This window comes from Ideonella paludis, assembly GCF_018069865.1.
GTDB lineage: Bacteria > Pseudomonadota > Gammaproteobacteria > Burkholderiales > Burkholderiaceae_C > Ideonella > Ideonella paludis.
Genome location: NZ_JAGQDG010000001.1, coordinates 881231 through 898662, shown reverse-complemented (window position 1 = coordinate 898662; position 17432 = coordinate 881231). Strand labels below are relative to the sequence as shown.

Annotated in this window: 23 protein-coding genes; 5 read left to right on the top strand and 18 right to left on the bottom strand. The window is 66.5% G+C overall.

Going from position 1 to position 17432, the window contains the following annotated elements:
* Positions 1-2: 2 nt before the first annotated feature.
* From KAK11_RS04150 to KAK11_RS04110, 9 genes are all read right to left on the bottom strand, one after another.
* Positions 3-707 (bottom strand): type 1 glutamine amidotransferase domain-containing protein, encoded by a 705-nt coding sequence (locus KAK11_RS04150; RefSeq protein WP_210806425.1) that lies wholly within the window; start codon positions 705-707, stop codon positions 3-5.
* 278 nt (positions 708-985) lie between these two features.
* Entirely contained in the window at positions 986-1672 is a 687-nt protein-coding gene (locus tag KAK11_RS04145) for a cupin domain-containing protein (protein WP_246498272.1), read from the bottom strand.
* 8 nt (positions 1673-1680) lie between these two features.
* Entirely contained in the window at positions 1681-2808 is a 1128-nt protein-coding gene (locus KAK11_RS04140) for a flavin monoamine oxidase family protein (RefSeq protein WP_210806423.1), read from the bottom strand.
* A gap of 11 nt (positions 2809-2819) precedes the next feature.
* A complete protein-coding gene (locus tag KAK11_RS04135; protein WP_210806421.1) occupies positions 2820-3488 on the bottom strand; it encodes an SDR family NAD(P)-dependent oxidoreductase in 669 nt (222 codons plus the stop codon).
* Between the two features lie 221 nt (positions 3489-3709).
* Positions 3710-4099 carry a c-type cytochrome gene (locus tag KAK11_RS04130; RefSeq protein ID WP_210806419.1) on the bottom strand — a complete coding sequence of 130 codons (390 nt, stop codon included), beginning with the start codon at positions 4097-4099 and terminating at the stop codon, positions 3710-3712.
* A 153-nt stretch (positions 4100-4252) separates the two neighbouring features.
* The gene (locus tag KAK11_RS04125; RefSeq protein WP_210806417.1) at positions 4253-4633 is read right to left on the bottom strand and encodes a VOC family protein; all 381 of its coding nucleotides are present in this window, start codon (positions 4631-4633) and stop codon (positions 4253-4255) included.
* Between the two features lies 1 nt (position 4634).
* A complete protein-coding gene (locus KAK11_RS04120; RefSeq protein ID WP_210806415.1) occupies positions 4635-4967 on the bottom strand; it encodes a DnaJ family domain-containing protein in 333 nt (110 codons plus the stop codon).
* Positions 4955-5392: an SRPBCC domain-containing protein gene (locus KAK11_RS04115; protein ID WP_210806413.1), complete on the bottom strand. Its 438-nt coding sequence runs from the start codon at positions 5390-5392 to the stop codon at positions 4955-4957. The genes KAK11_RS04120 and KAK11_RS04115 overlap by 13 nt, the downstream gene beginning before the upstream one ends.
* 12 nt (positions 5393-5404) lie before the next feature.
* The gene (locus KAK11_RS04110) at positions 5405-6709 is read right to left on the bottom strand and encodes a PQQ-dependent sugar dehydrogenase (RefSeq protein ID WP_210806411.1); all 1305 of its coding nucleotides are present in this window, start codon (positions 6707-6709) and stop codon (positions 5405-5407) included.
* A gap of 84 nt (positions 6710-6793) precedes the next feature.
* Between KAK11_RS04110 and KAK11_RS04105 the strand changes: the two genes are divergently transcribed.
* Genes KAK11_RS04105 through KAK11_RS04095 form a run of 3 tightly spaced genes read left to right on the top strand, consistent with a single transcriptional unit; the run spans position 6794 to position 8644 of the window.
* Complete coding sequence (locus tag KAK11_RS04105) at positions 6794-7384, top strand: TetR/AcrR family transcriptional regulator (RefSeq protein WP_246498270.1); 591 nt, start codon at positions 6794-6796, stop codon at positions 7382-7384.
* The gene (locus tag KAK11_RS04100) at positions 7381-8256 is read left to right on the top strand and encodes an alpha/beta hydrolase family protein (protein ID WP_210806409.1); all 876 of its coding nucleotides are present in this window, start codon (positions 7381-7383) and stop codon (positions 8254-8256) included. Before KAK11_RS04105 ends, KAK11_RS04100 begins: the two co-directional genes overlap by 4 nt.
* On the top strand, positions 8237-8644 hold the full coding sequence (locus tag KAK11_RS04095) for a PaaI family thioesterase (RefSeq protein WP_210806408.1): 408 nt from the start codon (positions 8237-8239) through the stop codon (positions 8642-8644). Before KAK11_RS04100 ends, KAK11_RS04095 begins: the two co-directional genes overlap by 20 nt.
* Before the next feature lie 292 nt (positions 8645-8936).
* Here the strand turns inward: KAK11_RS04095 and KAK11_RS04090 are convergent, their stop codons facing one another.
* From KAK11_RS04090 to KAK11_RS22020, 9 genes are all read right to left on the bottom strand, one after another.
* Positions 8937-9362 carry a hypothetical protein gene (locus tag KAK11_RS04090; protein ID WP_210806406.1) on the bottom strand — a complete coding sequence of 142 codons (426 nt, stop codon included), beginning with the start codon at positions 9360-9362 and terminating at the stop codon, positions 8937-8939.
* Complete coding sequence (locus KAK11_RS04085; protein WP_210806404.1) at positions 9355-9960, bottom strand: RNA polymerase sigma factor; 606 nt, start codon at positions 9958-9960, stop codon at positions 9355-9357. The genes KAK11_RS04090 and KAK11_RS04085 overlap by 8 nt, the downstream gene beginning before the upstream one ends.
* A 16-nt stretch (positions 9961-9976) precedes the next feature.
* Complete coding sequence (locus KAK11_RS21725) at positions 9977-10414, bottom strand: DUF6249 domain-containing protein (protein WP_210806402.1); 438 nt, start codon at positions 10412-10414, stop codon at positions 9977-9979.
* Between the two features lie 32 nt (positions 10415-10446).
* On the bottom strand, positions 10447-10737 hold the full coding sequence (locus KAK11_RS04075; protein WP_210806400.1) for a hypothetical protein: 291 nt from the start codon (positions 10735-10737) through the stop codon (positions 10447-10449).
* Between the two features lie 78 nt (positions 10738-10815).
* Positions 10816-11175: a DUF1801 domain-containing protein gene (locus KAK11_RS04070; protein WP_210806398.1), complete on the bottom strand. Its 360-nt coding sequence runs from the start codon at positions 11173-11175 to the stop codon at positions 10816-10818.
* A gap of 49 nt (positions 11176-11224) precedes the next feature.
* The gene (locus tag KAK11_RS04065) at positions 11225-12034 is read right to left on the bottom strand and encodes a 2-keto-4-pentenoate hydratase (protein WP_210806396.1); all 810 of its coding nucleotides are present in this window, start codon (positions 12032-12034) and stop codon (positions 11225-11227) included.
* The gene (gene queA / locus KAK11_RS04060; protein WP_210806394.1) at positions 12027-13157 is read right to left on the bottom strand and encodes a tRNA preQ1(34) S-adenosylmethionine ribosyltransferase-isomerase QueA; all 1131 of its coding nucleotides are present in this window, start codon (positions 13155-13157) and stop codon (positions 12027-12029) included. The genes KAK11_RS04065 and queA overlap by 8 nt, the downstream gene beginning before the upstream one ends.
* A gap of 314 nt (positions 13158-13471) precedes the next feature.
* Complete coding sequence (locus tag KAK11_RS04055; protein WP_210806392.1) at positions 13472-13858, bottom strand: VOC family protein; 387 nt, start codon at positions 13856-13858, stop codon at positions 13472-13474.
* A gap of 75 nt (positions 13859-13933) precedes the next feature.
* Positions 13934-14062: a hypothetical protein gene (locus KAK11_RS22020; protein WP_259373519.1), complete on the bottom strand. Its 129-nt coding sequence runs from the start codon at positions 14060-14062 to the stop codon at positions 13934-13936.
* A 248-nt stretch (positions 14063-14310) separates the two neighbouring features.
* Here KAK11_RS22020 and KAK11_RS04050 point away from each other — a divergent pair, with 248 nt between their 5' ends.
* Entirely contained in the window at positions 14311-14955 is a 645-nt protein-coding gene (locus KAK11_RS04050) for a glutathione S-transferase family protein (protein ID WP_210806667.1), read from the top strand.
* An 81-nt stretch (positions 14956-15036) separates the two neighbouring features.
* Entirely contained in the window at positions 15037-17343 is a 2307-nt protein-coding gene (locus tag KAK11_RS04045; RefSeq protein ID WP_210806390.1) for a molybdopterin-dependent oxidoreductase, read from the top strand.
* Positions 17344-17432 lie beyond the last annotated feature (89 nt).

Genomic DNA, 17432 nt, shown 5'->3' with positions numbered 1-17432 from the left:
GATCAGGCCTTCAGGCGCTCAGCCAAGGCTTGAGCCAAGGGGGCGGCAGACGCGGGGCTCTGGCCGGTCATCAAGGGGCCATCGACGATGACGTTGGCTTCCCAGTTCGCCTTGCTGACGTACTTGGCACCACGGCCCTTGAGCTCGTCTTCCAGCGAGAACAGCAGGTGGTGCAGCAGTTCGATCTCGGTGTCCTCGTCGTTCTTGAAGCCCGTTAGGCTGACACCCTTGACCAGGTACTCACCATTGGCCTTCTTCACATCGCGCAGGATGGCCGGTGCGTGGCAGACCATGGCGATCGGGCGGTTGGCGGCATGGAAGTCGCGAATCAGCTTGATGGCAAAGGAGTCCGAGGCCAAGTCCCACAGCAGGCCGTAGCCACCAGGGAAGAACACGGCGTCGTAGGTCTCGACGTCGATGTTGCGCAGCTTGCGGGTGTGCTTGGCGGCAAACAGCGCCACCGGGTCCTTCAAGAAGCGGTCGGTGTACTCGGTGGTGAAGGGCACCTTCAGGCTGAGCAAGTCGATCGGGGCTTCACCGCCCTCGGGTGAGGCGAAGACGACTTCATAGCCAGCTTCCGTCAAGATGTAATAGGGGGCCGCCAGTTCGTGGAACCACGTGCCAGTCTGCTTGCCGCTCAGGCCCATCTCGTCAACCGACGACATGACCAAGAGAACGCGTTTTTGCTTGTTGCCAGTGGGAGTCATTTCAATGTCCTTTCGAGTCGATGCGTTGAGAGGCGTTGCCCACCGTGCATCACCGGTGGCGCCGTTGAATCATTTGCAACCTACTAATAGGTAGGTGATGAAGTCAAAAACAAAGGCCGAAACAAGCCTGGTCACAGCATTGAAATGTTGCCGTTAGAGCCCAGGCATTCGACCTATCACTTGGTAGGTATTTTGAGCGCAGCTTTTGTGCTTGTCAAGTCATTCGAAGTCTTTTTTCAAAACCAACGGACAGTCCCTGTGCGCCGCGCGGCACGATGTCACAGCCCAGCCTCGATGTTGACGGGCCCATCGAGCACTTGGCCCAGCTTGACCCACAGCTTGGTGCCGCGCGAGCCCGTGCGAACCGTCAGCGCACTGGCGCGGGGCAGCCTCAGCCACGACTGGGGCGTGAAGATCTCCGAGCCCTCCGAGAAGCCTCCTTCGAGGACGAGGAACTCCCCGCCCAAGGGAAGATCCAGGTGGATCAGGGTGTGAGCCGCCCAGACTTCCATGCGCACATCTTCTCGCCGATCCCTGAACAAGGGCGAGACCGCAACACCGGGCCGACGCGCATCGGGCACACGCGCCAGCTTTTCCGTGTTGACCTGAGTCGGCGTTCTGTCGTGTGGATCGAATTGCCAGAGCTTGACGAAGAGGGTGCAGCCCTCATCGGACCTGGGCGTGTGAAAGCTGCCCGGCGGGTTGCGCACATAGGTGCCCGCAGGGTAGTCACCGTACTCATCCTGAAACGTGCCTTCGAGCACCAGAAACTCTTCGCCCCCAGGGTGCGAATGCCCCTTGAAGTGGCTGCCGGCCTCATAGCGAACGATGGTGGTGGCGCGAGCCTTTTCCTCGCCCTCGCGATGCAGCATGCGTCGGGACACCCCAGCCATCGGTGAAGGCAGCCAGGCGGCCTGTGCGGCATGCACCGCAGCGCGCTGCTCAAAATCTGCGTTAATCCTCATGATCTCTCCTATGCCAGCGGCTGCTGAGGGCGTGGCGAGAACGTGCTGGAGAGGTTCTGCAGCACACCTTCGACGGCCGCTTCGGCAGCCTCCAAGGCCCCTTCCAGGTAGCCGCCAAACAGGGCGGAACGCTCGGTACCGGCCAACCAGACGCTTTTCCGCCAAGCCTCAGGCACCTCTGGGTCTCGGTAAGCCGGGTGATAGGCCAAAGGCCGCTGGTCTTGCTGGGCTGCGGTGTGCGGCTCCCAGGCCCAGTCTTGGACCTGGGTCCACAGCGGCGTGGCTGCGGCCTCACCGAAGAGGCGGGTCAGCTGGAGCACGCTCAGCCGCCGCAGTTCGTCAACGCCGATGCCACGGCGATAGTCGGGCGTGGCGCCAACAAAGCCAAACAAGGCTGCGTGGGCACCGGTCGCATCACTGGCGTCGTGCACCTCGGAAAGCGGGCCACGGTGGCTGACGGCAGAGCCCGATTGACCCTGCTCTCGCCAAAAGGGTCGCGCGTAGGCGGCGACGAACTTGGCCTGGCCCGCCATCCATGTCGGCGTCGCGGTCATGTCGGCAAGCGTCTCGCTGGGCCACGCCGGCGTCAACGCGATGTCTTGGGCCATCAAGCGCGGTGGAATGGTCACGATGACCTGGGTGGCCAATTGCGTCCAACGACCGCCACCGTCCTGCAACGCGAGTTCCACGCCGTTGGGCCTGAGCTTCATGGACAGCAGTGTGGTGTTGAGCATCAGGTGCGTCTGATCACCCAGCCGGGCTTGCAATGCATCGGTCAGCGATTGCATGCCACCCACCAGGCGGTGTGAGGGCGGAGATTGCTCCCAGGTCACCGGGCGATGTAGAACCTTGCCGTCGGGCGCCTCCAGGGTCATGGCACCCTGGGTGTGCTGCGGGTAGTGGGCCAGCCCCAACGCATCCACCAGCGCTTGCATGCGCGGGTTCATGCCCGGCCAAAACCAAGTTGGGCCAAGGTCCAGGCGCTGGGCATGCTCGGCTTCGACGTGGCTCAAGATGCGCCCCCCTGCGCGTGGGCGAGCTTCGACCAAGACGGATCTGTGGCCGGCACGGTTGAGCAAGGTGCTGGCATACAGGCCACTCAGGCCTGCACCAATGATGACGATAGGGAGAGACATACCACGCTCCTTCAGTGGGAGGTCAACACAGGGCGGAAATTCACTTCGTCGCTCCAGACGCTTGGCGCCTGGTGGAACAGCTGGAAGTACTGCTCGGCCAGCGCATCGGGCTCGATCAAGGGCTCGCTTCGGCCGGGCGCGAAGCGCTGCTCGGTCTTTTTGCTGCGAATGAGGCCGTCGATCACCACATGCGCCACATGGATGCCGTCCGGGTTGTGCTCTCGGGCCAACGCTTGCGCCAAGCCTCTGAGCGCGAACTTGGCCGAGCTGAATGCGGCAAATCGAGGACCGGCCCGCAAGCTGCCCGAGGCACCGCTGAAGATCAAGCTGCCGCCCCCCGCACGTTGCAGCCGAGGGATCGCCGCTTGCGCGGTGTTGAAGGCCGTCAGCACCATCGATTGCCACACCGACTGCAGCGTTTGGGGCGTGGTGTCCAACATCGCCTGGCGATGAAACTGCATGGCGTTGTGGATCACCCCTGCCAGCGGCGGGCAACGCTCATCAAGCTGCTGGAACAGGGCGTGTGTCGCCAGCGCATCCGTCAAGTCGACCGCCCATGGCGACGGTGCTTGCCGCGACACACCGACGACGCAATAGCCGCCTTGTTCGAAGCGGGCTTGCAGCGCGGTGCCCAGCCCTGGTGCCATGCCAGCGATGAGGATGGTTTTGTCTTGACTCATGGTTCACACTGCTTCGCAATAATACCTATCAATAGGTTTGTTTCAGGACGCCGAATCGGCAGCGTCTCAGGGGGGATGTCCCGTTGCCAATGGGGAGGCACCTGTGTCGACTGCAGATTCGAATTCAATAAACCTACTAGTTGGTTTGTATTGTGGGCACAAAAAAGGGGCCTGTCAAGGCCCCAGCAGCGCGTTAGGGCGCCACCCGCGCGCCCTGGCGTTTACTTCTTCTTGGCTTCCAGCGACATGATCCACGCCACCACCTTGCTGGCGTCCGCTTCGCTGATGGCCACCTTGTTGGGCGGCATGGCCAAGCCGCTGACCTTGCCCTTCCAATGGCTGTCATAGGGGTTGGAGCCCGTCAGCACGGTGTGGGTCAAGGTCTTCTGCGCGTCTTTTTGGCCCTGGTACTTGGCCGAGACATCGCGCCACGCCGGGCCGATGGGGGCCAGGCCGTCCGGGCCTTTGGCGCCGGGCTCAATGTGGTGGCAGGTCATGCAGCCCGCGTTGGTGGCGATCTTGATCGCCTCGCTGGGGCTGGCAGGGGCAGCCTGCGAGGCTGAGGCGGCCAGGCTGAGAACCAGGGCGGTGAGTGACAGCGTCTTTTTCATGGTGAAGCTCCTAGGCATCGATGTGATGGCCTCACCATAAAACGCCACGCGGGCCGAGCTTTGATGCGCGTCAAGCCCCCACACCATTTCGCCAGAGTGGCACAAGCGGTACAGCATGCCCGCCACGGTGTGTGGCGCGATGGAGCAATGGAATCAGGCCGATTCAAACGCCAGCAAGTTGCCGTCCGGGTCCTTCACCACAAACCAACGCGTCCCCCAATGCGTGGCTTCAGGCGCGAACAGCGGCAGGCCCTGCGCTTGCAACGCCGCATAGCGCGCGTCTAAGTCGGCCACCTTGAAGTGCAGCGTGGGCCGATGGCCGTTGATGCCATGGCTCTTGGAGTGATCCTCCGCAGGGTGCCGCTCGGCCAATACGACGCCAACCTCGCCACCGCTCAGTGCCACGCCCCGGGGTGCGCCCTGACCACCCCACTCAAAGCGCACAAGCCAGCCTAGGCCATCGCGGTAGAAGGCGACAGTGGCATCAAAGTCGGAGGGTTCGATGAAGAAGTGATCGAGTCGGTCGGCCGCCATGTCATCTCCTCTGCAGCGCTTCAAGCCGCAAGGCTATCGCCTGCTCCAACTCGGCCAAGCGCTTCTGGGCTTTGTCGCGGTCAGCGCCTGCAGGCAAGTTGTCGAGCGCGGTCCGCAACAGGGCGCGCTCTTGCATCATCTCCACCTCGTGCGGCACCACGCCCGCGTCCTTCAAGATCTTGAAGGGCATGCGCCATTCATCGGGGGTTTGCTCCCAGCCCTCGCTGTGTTGCAGGGGCTGGCCATAGCCTTTGGCGCCGGCCAGCTCGCCGCTCTGCTGCGCCTCTTGCAGCTTGCGGCCGATCTCGTCGTCCAACAGCTCTAACCTGGGCATGTCGCACTCCTTTCAAGTTCAGCGTGCAGTCGATCCAAGTTCTGCTCGTTGGCGGGCTGCAGAATGTGCGCCGCCGCCTGAGCAAAGGCGGGGTCATCAAACACCTGCTGCCACTGCACGCGCGTGCCCTCGGCGACGGGCTCCAGCGTGATGGTCAGCGTGAACAACGGGGCGCAGGTGTGCCGCACCACGACTTGGCGGTGAGGCTCAATGTGCTGGAACACCGACTCGTTGGGATAGACCGTGCCATCCGGCCCGACCATCTCAAACACCCAGCGCCCGCCGGGCCGGAAGTCGCAACGCTCAAAGCGATTGCTGAAGCCCGCCGGGCCCCACCAGCGCGCCAAACGCTCAGGCGTGGCGATGGCCGCGAACACGGCCGCAGGGGGCGCGGGCAAGACGCGTTGGTTGTGAAAGGTGTTCATCGGCTCAGTCTCTCAGTTTTCAGGCGCCACCACCAAGACAGTGCGGTTGCGGTCTTCCACCACCCAGAGGCGGCCTTGGCTGTCTACCGTGGCTCCGGCGGGCGTGCCGCGCGGGCGCAGGCCGGGCTGCTCGTCCCAGCCACTGTTGAGAACACGCCGGTCCGCCCCAAGTTTTCTCGCGCCCCCTTGGGGGGCCGGGTCGGGCAACGGCCGGCCCTCGGGGGCACCCAGAAGGTCTTCGCGAGCCCCTTGCGGATGGCCTTTGGCGTCCAAGCGCCACGCGACGATGCGGTGGCCCTCGGCGCGGTAGCCGTGCCACACGGCCAGCAGCTTGCCGGCCCAGGGGCTGGCGGGCGTGGCGGGTGGAGCCAGCAACTGCAAGGGGGCCACATGCGCGGGCCAGGCCATGGCCGGGGCTTTGTAGAGCGCGGCCTCGCAGCGGGCGCGGCCTTCATAGCCTTTGGCCACCACGCTGCGGCCCTTGGCGTCCGTCACGCAATAGGGCCAGCCATGGTGGGAGCCGGCCTGCAATAAGTTCAGCTCTTCAGCCGGGGCCTTGGGGTCGTTGTAGTCCACCGAGTTTTCAGCCTGCCAGACCGCCCCAGTGGGCAGCGCCAGCAAGCCCAAAGAATTGCGCAAACCCAGCGCAAAAGGCTTGAAGGACTGCAAGCCACCGCTGGGGGTGAGGCGGGCTTCATAGACCGCAGCACGGGGCTTGTCACCGCCCAGCTCGGGGCAGGTGTCGGGCTGCTGGCCTTTGTCATCCCGGCAGGCATCGGTGGCCGAGCCCATGTTGACGTAGAGCTGGCCCTCGGGGCCAAAGACAATCTCCTTGAGCGGGTGCGCGCCCTGGTCGGGCAGGCCCATCAGCAGGTTGTCACGCTGCACCGGCTTGGCCACCGGCGTGCGCCACACGCTGCCCGCCTCGCCGATATAGATGCGGCCGTCTGGGCCTTTGGCCAAGCCGTGCGGGCGGTCCAGCCCCTCCGCCAACACGCTCACCCGCCCAGGGCTGCCGGGCTGGCCGGCGGTTTGCAGCTCCAGCAAGCGGCCGCGGCGCGGCTCCCAGTTGCCCATGTCGGTGATCCAGAAGCGGCCCGGCGCCACCTCCAACAAGCGGCGCGGCATGCGCAGGCCGTCGCGCGCGTCAGCCACCAAGCCCACGCACCAGCCCTTGGGCGCGGTGATGGCGACGCGTGGGTAGCCCGCACATTGACCGGAGGGGACGTAGGCGGCCGGGGCGGCCATCGCGGACTGGGCGCCCCATACTGCCAGCAGGCATAAGGCACGCCCCAAAAGGACAGGCTTGTTTTGCATGCCCAGCATGATCGCACCACTTCGGTCAGTGCCAAAGTCACCTGTGTTTGACACTAGACCGACTGGTCTATAGACTGCCGCGCCATGACCACCACCGACCTGGGTACCCGAGACCGCCTGGTGCGCGCCATGTCCCAGGCGCTGCAGCAGCGCGGCTTGCATGGCGTGGGCTTGAATGAGCTGCTGACCCAGGCCCAAGCGCCCAAGGGCGTGCTCTATCACCACTTTCCGGGTGGCAAGACCGAGTTGGCGGTCGCCGCCATTGAGGCCACGGTGGGCCACATCACCCGCGCGCTGGATGATCTCTTGGCGCAAAAGGCCGACCCGCAGCCCACGCTGCGCGGCTGGTTTGCCGCCGGGCTCAAGCAACTGGAGCGCGGCCAGTTTGAGCGCGGCTGCCCGCTGGCCACCGTGGCGCTGGAATCCACCGCCGAAGACACCGCCTTGCGCCAAGCCTTGGCCCAAGGCTTTAGCGCCATCCGCGAGCGCATTGCCCTGCTCTTGGCGCGCGGCGGCTTGCCCGAGCCCCAAGCCCGGCGCTTGGCGGCGCTGGTGGTCTCCACCTATGAAGGCGCGCTGCTGCAAGCGCGCGTGGCCGGCCACGTGGGCCCCATGGCCGACAGTGCCGCCGCCTTGCTGGACCTGCTCGACACCCTGATGCCACCCACCCCATGACCAGCACTGCTGAGGCGCGAGCCTTTACCCTCCAAGCCACCGACGGCTATGCCCTGGCCGCCACGCGCTACCCCGCCACCAGGCCCCTGCTCGGCCACTTGGTGGTGGCCCCCGCCACCGCCGTGCCGCAGCGCTTTTACCGCCGCTTTGCAGAGCACGCTGCCGCGCGCGGCTTCGAGGTCTGGACGCTGGACTACCGCGGCATTGGCGGCTCCAAGCCCGCCACGCTGCGTGGCTTTGAGATGGACTATCTGGACTGGGCCGAGAAAGACTTGGCCGCGCTGGTGGCCCAGGTGCCGCAAGACGCGCCGCTGTATTGGGTAGGCCATTCCTTTGGCGGCCATGCGCTGGGCCTGTTGCCTGAGCCCCAGCGGGTGCAGGCCGCCTGCTTCTTTGGCGTGGGCGCGGGCTGGCACGGCTGGATGCCGCGCTTGGAGCGCCTGCGGGTGTGGGTGATGTGGAATGTGCTGGGCCCGCTGATGACCCGCTGGAAGGGCTACCTGCCCTGGAGCCTGCTGGGCATGGGGGAAGACCTGCCCTTGGGGGTTTATCGCGACTGGCGGCATTGGTGCCACTTCCCGCATTACTTTTTTGACGACCCGGCCCGGCCGGAGATGGCCCAGCGCTTTGCCCGAGTGCGCGCACCGATCTTGGCCTACAACGCGCTGGACGACCTCTGGGCGCTACCGCGCTCGCGCGAAGCCTTCATGGCCGGCTACAGCCAAGCGCCCTGGCGCGGCCGCGACTTGGACCCGCACCTGAGCATGGGCCACATCGGCCATATGGGTTACTTCCGCCCGCACGCCCAAGTGCTGTGGGACGAATGTTTGGACAGCTTGATCGGAGCACCGCATGGACCTGCAGCGCTTTAACGAGATCGGCCGCCAGGTGCTGCCGGGCTACCTGGGCATCGTCATCACCCAGGTCGAAGGCCCCGAGGTGCGCGGCGAGCTAGCGGTGCGGCCCCAGCTCATGGCGCCAAATGGCTTTTTGCATGCCGGCTCACTGGTGACCCTGGCCGACACCTGTGCCGGCTATGGCTGCGCGGCCAACCTGCCCGAGGGTGCGACCGGCTTCACCACGATTGAGCTGAAGTCCAACCACCTGGGCACCGCCCGTGACGGCACCGTGGAGTGCGTGGCCCGCGCCGTGCACCTGGGCGGCAGCACGCAGGTGTGGGACGCCACCGTGACCCACCGCGAAACCGGCAAGACGCTGGTGATGTTCCGCTGCACGCAGATGGTGCTGCGGGCGCGCTAAGCCGCTGGCAGGCCCGCTCAGCTCGTAGCCCAGCGCTCTTGCACTAGGGTCTGTTGACATATAAATCCTACCCGCGCAGGAGTGTCCAAGGGCGCTGGAGTAGGCGCGATCCGCAGCCCGGGCTGGTGCCCGGGCAAGGTGAGCAACGCCCGCCAGCACCCTTGGACGCCCTGCCCTCAGGGTGAGTCCTACAGGCCACGCCTTTCGTTGTTGCGCCGCTTGCCCGCACAGCGGTGCGGGCGGCGCAGCGCGCCTAGACTGGCATGGCCTGTAGGACTCACGCGGGTAGGATCTATATGTCAACAGACCCTAAAGACAGCGACCACCACAGCCACAGCCCCGCCGGCGCAGCCAGCGCCAGCAAGGGCTCCAGCCACTGGGTGGTGAGGCGCGGGTCGGCCAAGGCGGTGGGCTGTTGGGCCAGCAGCGACCCCCAGGCCCACAGGGTCTGCCACTGCGGCCACAGCGCCGCAGCGCACAGCAACAGCAGCGCCAGCCCCAGGCTGTTGAGCACTGGGCGCCAGAAGGCCGCGCCCCAGTGGGGCTGTGCCGCCGGGGCGGCCGGTGAAACAGGCGCCAGAGCCGCCGCTGGCAAGGCGCGCAGCACGGCATCACTGAAGCCGTCATCGGCAGGCTCGTCCGCCCGGGCCGCTTGACGCAGCAGCCCATCCAGCCACTCGTCGGGCTGAGGCGCGGTGGAGGTCGAACGCTCAGTCATGTCGCTTCTCCTGACGGTGTGGGGCCCAAGCAGCCAAGGCGCTTTGCAGTTTGGCACGGCCGCGCAGCACATGGGTCTTGACGGTGCCCAAGGGCCAGCCCAGCACTTCGGCTGCTTCGCTGTGCGAGAACTCGGCCATGCAGCAACACACCACCGCCTCGCGCTCAGCCGGGCTGAGTTGGTTCAAGGCCTGCTGAACATCCAGGCTCAAGGCGACGCTCAGTGCCACATTTTGGGCCAAGGGCGCAGCGCCAGAGTCCGTGGCTTCATCGGCCTCCGCCCAGGGCTCACTGGCGGCCTGCAGTTGACTCTCGGCGCGCCGGCGGTGCTGCAAGAACTCGTTATACGCCAGGCGGTAGAGCCAAGTGCGCACCTGCGCCTCGCCCCGAAAACCCGGCAGCGCTTGCCAAGCGCGCAGGCAGGCCTCTTGGGCCAGCTCATCGGCCAGCGCGGCCTGCCCGCCACACAGTCGCCGCAGCAGCGCGCGCAGCGGCCCTTGGTGGCGGCGGATGAGCTGCGCAAAGGCGGTGCGGTCGCCGTGGCGCTGAACCTGCTGCACCCAGGCCAGGTCCTGGGCGGCGGCGTCGCGGGTGGTCACCGGGCTCAGAGCGCGATCAAGCCTTGTCGCGCTCCATGCGCCACAGCAAGAGCAGCGCAATGCCGATGAACAGGGGAATGCAGCCGATGGACCAGAGCCAGCTGCCGGGCTGCATCACCGAGAACATCAAGATCAAACCCAGCCCTACCGCCGTGTTGATGGCCCCGCCGCGCAGGTTGGCCGCCGGGGTCCAGCCGCCGGGCTTGGCTTCGCGCAGCTGCGCGTTCAGCAGCTCCGGCGGGATGGGCTGGCCGCGCTCGGCCATCTGGCGCACGGTCTCGTGCATCAGTTGCTCGCGCGCCATCTTCATGCGGATGCCCGCGACGATGGCGACGATAGGGATGCACAGCGCGATGATGGGGATCATCAGGCCAAACAAATGCTTCAAGGTGTCCGGACCCATGGTTTGCTCCTCAGTCAGTGGGGTGATGATGACTTGGATGCGGGCGGACACCCGATTGGATTCAGTTCAGCGAAAAATTTTCTTCACAGGCCCAGAACAGGGCGCAGCAAGGTCACGGCGCAGGCGGCCGCCAACCAAGCCCCAATGCGCTTGAGCAGGGCCGCGTCCACCCCGCGGCCCTCAGCCGACCCGGAGGGCCCCATGCCCACCACAAAGGCGTGGGCCGGCAAGGCAATCACCAGCAAGGTGCCGACCACCAGCTCGGTGGTGCCGCTGGACGACGCGCCACCAAAGCGGCTCCACAAATAGGGCCAGGCGACAGCGGCCACGATGCCTGCCAAAGCGGCGGTGAGGGGAGTGGGGCGGAGGTTCACGGGCTTGATCGGAAGTCCAAAACAACGGACGGGATGATGCCATCTCGCCCCTGTTTGAGGCGCGCCCTCAGACCCAGGCTAACCCTTGGCTGCCTGCAGCGCCAGCGGCAGGTAGTCGGCCACCTGCTTGTCCGCCAGATCACTAAGCCCACGCAGCTTGAGATGGCGCCGGCCTTTGCCCGCGCCCTCCAACAAACCATAGGGGTCGGTGATGGCGGCACCCTGGCCGAACTCCAGCGAGACATGCTGGCGGTAGGCAAATACGCCGGCGAATGACACGCCGTCGACGGCAAAGAGAATGCCGCCGTACTTGACCTCTTCGTCGACAGTGCCGAAGGTCTGCTTCACCAAGGCGCGGACGGCCTGCACCAGGGCATGGCCTTCTTCGCTGAGCAAGCGGACGTCTTCGAGCAAGGTGGAAATAGATTTGGCGGCCATGGTGGCCCCAGTGTAGGCGAGTGCCCTGCCCGGCGCCCCGCCCTGCGCACTACGCGGTGCAGCGCAGCGTCAAACCATGCAAAGCCAAGCCCTCAAACTGGGTCTGCCACTGCTGCCCCACCGCAAAGGGCTCGGCCACGCACAGGGTGCCGGTGGTGATCATCTCCCCGGCTTGCAGGGGCGGTGCGTCGGGCTGCTGGGCCAGCAGGTCCACCAGGGCCATCAGCGCGCGCAGTGGGCTGCCCATCACGCGCTCGGGCGTGCCGGTCGCACGCTGTTGCCCATCGCACACCACGTTCACGCTGAACTGGGCCAGCGCCGCCACCGGGTCGGCCCCAAGGCTGGGCAAAGGCTGCCAGGGCGCCACCAGCAAGGCAGCATGGCAGGCGCCGGTGGCCACGCTGTCGGCGGGGCTGTGGGTCCAATCAGGGAAGGGCGAGGTGACGATCTCCAGGCCGTGGGCGACGGCGTCCACACTGTCCACGACATCGGCCAAGGCCGCGCTGCGCGGCGCATGGCGCAGGCGGAACACCACCTCGGGCTCCAGCTTGGGCGCCACCCAAGTGCCCATGGCCACGGTCGCCTCGTGGCTTGATAAAAGCTGCACCGTATGGGCATAAAGCGGCGCCCACAGGGGCGCGGTGATGCCGGCAGGCCATGCTGCCGGGTAGGTCAGCCCCAGCTTGCGGCCCACCGGCCGCTGGCCCAAGGCCAAGTGGCCCTGGTGCAAGTGCCGGGCCACCGTGTAGGCCTCGGCCATGCTCAGCCCTCCTGGGCGGGTGCTCAGCAGCGGGATGGGGCGCCCGGCTTGGGCGGCCGCCAGCGCTTCAGCGGCCAGGGCTTGCAGGCGGTCAGTCATGCGGGCTGCGATTCAAGATCATCGCGTCGCCATAGCTGAAGAAGCGGTAGCGGGCCTCGATGGCGTGGCGGTAGAGCGCCATCACGTGCTCGTAGCCGGCCAGGGCGCTGACCAGCATCATCAAGGTGCTTTTGGGCAGGTGGAAGTTGGTGATGAGGGTGTCCACCACGCGGAAGTTGAAGCCGGGGGTGATGAAGATCTCGGTCTCGCCGCTGCAGGCGCGCGCAATGTGGCGGGCCTGGCCTTGCGGGTCGGTCTGCGCAGCCGCGCTCTCCAGCGCACGCAGCGCGGTGGTGCCCACCGAGACCACGCGCCCGCCCCGAGCACGAGCGGCCTGGATGGCCTGCACGGTGGCCTCAGGCACCTCGAACCATTCGCTGTGCATGCGGTGCTCGCTCAGCTTGTCCACCCGCACCGGCTGGAAGGTGCCAGCCCCGACATGCAGGGTGACGGCGGCGCGCTGCACGCCGCGCGCATCCAAAGCCGCCAAGAGCGCTTCATCAAAGTGCAGCGCGGCGGTGGGTGCTGCCACCGCACCGGGGGCGCGGGCAAACACAGTTTGGTAGCGGCGCTCGTCGTCGGCGTCGTCCGCATGCTCGATATAGGGCGGCAGCGGCACATGGCCGTGCGCCTCCAGCAAGGTGAAGGGGTTGCCCTCGAAGCGCAGGTGGAAGAGGCCGCCATCCGGCCCGCAGCGGCCCAGCACTTCAGCCTCAAAACCGGGGCCCGAGGGCTCGTCCTTGTGGGCAAAGAAGCGCACGCTGCTGCCCGGCCGGGGCGACTTGCTGGCCCGCAGATGAGCCCAGACCTCACGCGGCTCGCCACCGGGCTCGGTCGCTGGCAGCACCCGCTCGACCAGGGCCTCGACGCTGCCGCCCGTGGGCTTCTCGCCAAACAAGCGGGCTTTGATGACGCGGGTGTCGTTGAAGATCATCAAGTCGCCCGGCGCCAGCAGGCTGGGCAACTGGTGAAACACCAAGTCGGCAGGCAGGTGGCCACGGCCGTCCAGCAGGCGCGAGGCGCTGCGCTGGGGCGCGGGGTGTTGGGCGATCAGCTCTTGAGGGAGCGTGAAGTCGAAGTCGGCCACGGTGAATACGTGGCCAGCAGGCAAGGTGCGTGGCATGGCGGCGGTGCCGGCCGCAGCCCTGCAGGCTCAGCGCCAGGCTCAGGAGCAAGCCAGCGCGGCAGGGGCTCGAAAGGCTGGACCGGCCTGTATCGAGATGGGCACGATTTTGCCAGCCTGCGTCTGTGCGCGGCAGCCTGTTCGGCGGCTGCCCCTGGCAGGGATGAGGAAATGCACCGGAACCGCGCCGGTGCACCCCGGCTGCCGCAGGACTGACGCAAAGCGGGCAGGGCTAGGCGCGAAGGCGCAGACAGTACGCCCGGTACGGCAAGCCGAAGCAACAACGCCCGGCCCGTTTTGCGTCAGTCCTGTGTTTATTGCCCCGCAGGCGGCTGCCAGAGTTCCAGCTTATTGCCTTCAGGATCGATGGCCCAGCCGAATTTGCCGAACTCAGACTCTTCCACCTTGTCCATCACCGTCACGCCTTCGGCACGCAGGGCGGCCAAGAGCGCGTGCAGGTCATGCACCCGGTAATTGATCATGAAGGGCGCCGTGCTGGGCGCAAAGTAGCCGCTGTCTGCGGCAAATGGGCTCCAGATGGTGCTGCCCACGCCCTCAGGGTTGTCGGGGGAGTTCCAGCGAAAACCAAAGCCGCCCCAGTCCTCCACGTCGATACCCAGGTGCTTTTTGTACCAAGCACCCAAGGCCTTGGGGTCTTGGGCTTTGAAGAAGATGCCGCCAATGCCGGTCACGCGCTTCATGGGTGCTCCTGGTTGGGGGAGGAGAAGCGGAGCGGCAACACGCCGCACCTGGCCCTCAAAGGGCTTCGGTGGACTTTAGCGCACCGGGGCTTCGAGGCGATGCTGCTGGTCCGAGTGATCCCAGGCCCAGGCCAATGCAAAGCTGGTGCCCAGCACCACGACCAGGAGGGTGAGGATTCGAGCAGCGAGGCGCATGGCAGTCATGGTGATCGGCAGAGCAGGTGGCAGGAAACACCGGAGGCGGTGTGGGGTCTGGGGCGCGATTGTGGGTGGGGCCTGTGCGCTTGTCGCTGCGGGTCAGCCGCGCTGCGCAAAGTCTTGCACGGGCTGTGGCGTGGGCGTCACAGGAGACGCGCAAATGCGCACAGTGCACGGCCTGCTTTGCCGGCCAGACACGCTTCAGCAAGGGTGCGATCATGGCGGCCCCACAGCGCCAACGCCGCCACACCACCATGCTTCGTCTGCACTACTACCCCAGCACCGCCAGTTTCGCGCCACATATCGTCTTGGAAGAGCTGGGCGTGCCTTACCAGCGCGTGCTGGTGGACAGGGAGCAAAACGCCCACAAGTCCACCGAGTACCTCAAGCTCAACCCGAATGGCCTGATCCCGGTCTTGGAGGACGGCGAGGTGGTGCTCTATGAGACCGCCGCCATCCTGCTGCACTTGGCGGACACCCATGCCGACGCGCACCTGGCCCCGCCCATGAGCAGCGCGGCGCGCAGTGAGTTCTACAAGTGGCTGGTCTGGCTGACGAACACTCTGCAGGCGACCTTGATGGTGTACTTCTACCCCGAGCGCTGGGTGAGCGCGGGCAATATGGCGGGTGCCGCCGAGGTCAAGGCCCAGGCCGAAGCCCGGGTGGGCGTCTTGCTGCAGCAGCTGGATGCGCAGTTCAGCGACGGCCGCCCTTGGCTCCTGGGCGACGCCTACAGCGCCGCCGACGCCATGGCCTTCATGCTCTGCCGCTGGACGCGGCACTTTGGCCAGCCAGCACGCGATCTGCCGCATCTGGGGCCTTACTTGCAACGCATGTTGGCGCGGCCGGCCGTGCAGCGGGCGATCGCGAATGAGGCATTGCCGCAGCCCTGGGTTTAGGCGGTGTCACCTCGGTGCTGGACAGTCCAGCGGCACTGCCTCAATACTGGGCTTCATCGCCGCCACGCCTGAAAGCCCGCCATGGACAGCACCACCGCCGACACCCCCATCACGCTGCACCACCGCATCTGCCCGCTGTGCGAGGCCTGCTGCGGGCTGACCGTTCAGGTGCAAGGCCGCAAGGTCATCAGCATTCGCGGGCATGACGACGATGTTTTCAGCGCGGGCTATATCTGCCCCAAGGGCGTGGCGCTGAAAGACCTGCATGAAGACCCAGACCGGCTGCGCACACCGATGATCAAGCGCAACGGTCGGCATGTCGAAGCCACCTGGGAAGAGGCCTGGGCCGAGATAGCCCAGCGCCTGCCCGCGGTGCAGGCCGCCCACGGGCGGGACGCGGTGGGCCTGGTGGCGGGTAATCCGTCCTCGCACAAGATCGGCCTGATGCTCTACCTCGGGCGCCTGATCAAAGCCTTGGGCAGCCGCAACATCTTCACCGCCGCCACGCTGGACCAAATGCCGCGCCACCTCAGCAGCGGCCTGCTGTTTGGCCAGTGGATGAGTGTGCCGGTGCCCGACATTGAGCGCTGCGACTTTCTGCTGATCTTGGGGGCCAACCCCGTGGTCAGCAACGGCAGCATGTGGACGGTGCCCAACTTCAAGGCCAAGGCTCGGGCCTTGCAAGCGCGGGGCGGGCAGATGGTGGTGATCGACCCACGCCGCACCGAAACCGCCGCCCTGGCCGACACCCACCTCTTCATCCGCCCCGGTGCCGACGTGTTTTTGCTGCTCGGCATGGTGCACACGCTGTTTGCAGAAGGGCTGGTCCAACTCGGCCGCTTGGCCGAGTGGGCCCAAGGCTTGGAGCAGGTGCGCGAAGCGGTGCAGCCCTTCACGCCCGAGGTAGTGGCCCCGCGCTGCGGCATCGCGGCCGACACCGTGCGCGGGCTGGCGCGCCAACTGGCGCAGACCCCGCACGCCAGCGTCTATGCCCGCATTGGCACCTGCACCCAGCACTATGGCGCGCTCAACACCTGGCTGGTGGACCTGCTCAACCTGCTGACCGGCCACCTGGACGAACCCGGTGGCGCGATGTTCCCCAAGGCTGCCGCGTTTGCGCTCAACACCAGCCACCTTGCGGCCACACAGCCCGGCCAATCCCTCAAGGGCCGGGGCGTGGCGCTGGGCCGCTTCAGCAGCCGGGTCAGCGCGGCGCCCGAGGTGATGGGCGAGCTGCCCATCGGCTGCCTGGCCGAAGAGATGGAGACACCCGGCGCGGGCCAGATCAAGGCCCTGATCACCGTGGCCACCAACCCGGTGCTCTCTGCGCCCAACGGGCCACGCCTGTCGGCGGCGCTGAGCCAGTTGGACTTCATGGTCAGCATGGACATCTACCTGAACGAGACCACGCGCCATGCCGACGTGATCCTGCCTGCGCCCTCGCCGCTGGAAGACCTGCACTACGACGTGCCCTACCCCCAGCTCTCCTGGCGCAACCATGCCCGCTACAGCGCGCCGGTATTTGGACCCGCCGCCGAGCAAGCGATGGACTGGGAGACCCTGCTGCGGCTGGCCGCCATCGCGTCCGGCGAGGCCACCACGCCGGCCACCGCAGCCCAGCTCGATGACCAGCTCTTTGCCCAGGACATGCAGCGCCGTTTTGGCGCGCTGGCTCCGGCGGTGCTGGCCGCCACGGCGGGCTTGCGGGGGCCGGATCGCCTGCTGGACGTGGCCTTGCGCACCGGCCCCTATGGTGATCAGTTTGGCCAACAGCCCGACGGCCTGACGCTGGCTAAGGTCCAAGCCAGCGGCCCCAGCGGTGGCATCGACTTAGGGCCCTTGCAGCCGCGCCTGCCCGAGATGCTGATGACCCCCAGCGGCCTGATCGAGATGGCGCCAGCCGCCCTGCTGGCCGACCTGCCCCGCGCCCTGGCCGACCTGCAGCAGCCCACGCCCGAGCTGGTCATCATCGGCCGGCGCGATGCACGCAGCAACAACAGCTGGATGCACAACCTGCCCACGCTGGCCAAGGGGCCGATGCGCTGCACGGCGCTGGTCCACCCGGCCGATGCGGCGCGCTTGGGGCTGGCCGAGGGGGCGCTGGTGCGCCTCAGCACCCGCACGTCGCAGGGCGCACAGCACATCGACGCCCAGGTCAGCCTGAGCAGCGAGATGATGCCCGGCGTGGTCAGCCTGCCGCATGGCTGGGGCCATGACCTGCCGGGCACGCAGCTGCAGCTGGCGGCCCAGCGGCCTGGCGTCAACCTCAACGCCTTGCTGGACGAGAACCAGCGTGACCCGCTCTCGGGCACCGCGGTGCTCAGCGGCTTGCCCGTCGAGATGGTCGCGGTTGAGGGCGCTAAAACAAAAGTGTTTACTCACTTTTAAGGCGGACACTCTCCACGCCTTGTTAATATGTGCAAAGCGCACATTGATTTAATGCGTGCTTAATCTCTCCCAGGCCCAATGCGGAGCAG

Bases quoted from the DNA above. Each gene is read 5' to 3' on its own strand.
- KAK11_RS04125 (WP_210806417.1), bottom strand. From the start codon at position 4,633: ATGGCGGCCGACCGACTCGATCACTTCTTCATCGAACCCTCCGACTTT.
- KAK11_RS04070 (WP_210806398.1), bottom strand. From the start codon at position 11,175: ATGGCCGCCAAATCTATTTCCACCTTGCTCGAAGACGTCCGCTTGCTC.
- KAK11_RS04115 (WP_210806413.1), bottom strand. From the start codon at position 5,392: ATGAACACCTTTCACAACCAACGCGTCTTGCCCGCGCCCCCTGCGGCC.
- KAK11_RS22020 (WP_259373519.1), bottom strand. From the start codon at position 14,062: ATGACTGCCATGCGCCTCGCTGCTCGAATCCTCACCCTCCTGGTCGTG.
- KAK11_RS04100 (WP_210806409.1), top strand. From the start codon at position 7,381: ATGACCAGCACTGCTGAGGCGCGAGCCTTTACCCTCCAAGCCACCGAC.
- KAK11_RS04150 (WP_210806425.1), bottom strand. From the start codon at position 707: ATGACTCCCACTGGCAACAAGCAAAAACGCGTTCTCTTGGTCATGTCG.
- KAK11_RS04120 (WP_210806415.1), bottom strand. From the start codon at position 4,967: ATGCCCAGGTTAGAGCTGTTGGACGACGAGATCGGCCGCAAGCTGCAA.
- KAK11_RS04065 (WP_210806396.1), bottom strand. From the start codon at position 12,034: ATGACTGACCGCCTGCAAGCCCTGGCCGCTGAAGCGCTGGCGGCCGCC.
- KAK11_RS04135 (WP_210806421.1), bottom strand. From the start codon at position 3,488: ATGAGTCAAGACAAAACCATCCTCATCGCTGGCATGGCACCAGGGCTG.
- KAK11_RS04090 (WP_210806406.1), bottom strand. From the start codon at position 9,362: ATGACTGAGCGTTCGACCTCCACCGCGCCTCAGCCCGACGAGTGGCTG.
- queA (WP_210806394.1), bottom strand. From the start codon at position 13,157: ATGCCACGCACCTTGCCTGCTGGCCACGTATTCACCGTGGCCGACTTC.
- KAK11_RS04045 (WP_210806390.1), top strand. From the start codon at position 15,037: ATGGACAGCACCACCGCCGACACCCCCATCACGCTGCACCACCGCATC.
- KAK11_RS04095 (WP_210806408.1), top strand. From the start codon at position 8,237: ATGGACCTGCAGCGCTTTAACGAGATCGGCCGCCAGGTGCTGCCGGGC.
- KAK11_RS04055 (WP_210806392.1), bottom strand. From the start codon at position 13,858: ATGAAGCGCGTGACCGGCATTGGCGGCATCTTCTTCAAAGCCCAAGAC.
- KAK11_RS04050 (WP_210806667.1), top strand. From the start codon at position 14,311: ATGCTTCGTCTGCACTACTACCCCAGCACCGCCAGTTTCGCGCCACAT.
- KAK11_RS04140 (WP_210806423.1), bottom strand. From the start codon at position 2,808: ATGTCTCTCCCTATCGTCATCATTGGTGCAGGCCTGAGTGGCCTGTAT.
- KAK11_RS04145 (WP_246498272.1), bottom strand. From the start codon at position 1,672: ATGAGGATTAACGCAGATTTTGAGCAGCGCGCTGCGGTGCATGCCGCA.
- KAK11_RS04110 (WP_210806411.1), bottom strand. From the start codon at position 6,709: ATGCAAAACAAGCCTGTCCTTTTGGGGCGTGCCTTATGCCTGCTGGCA.
- KAK11_RS04130 (WP_210806419.1), bottom strand. From the start codon at position 4,099: ATGAAAAAGACGCTGTCACTCACCGCCCTGGTTCTCAGCCTGGCCGCC.
- KAK11_RS04105 (WP_246498270.1), top strand. From the start codon at position 6,794: ATGACCACCACCGACCTGGGTACCCGAGACCGCCTGGTGCGCGCCATG.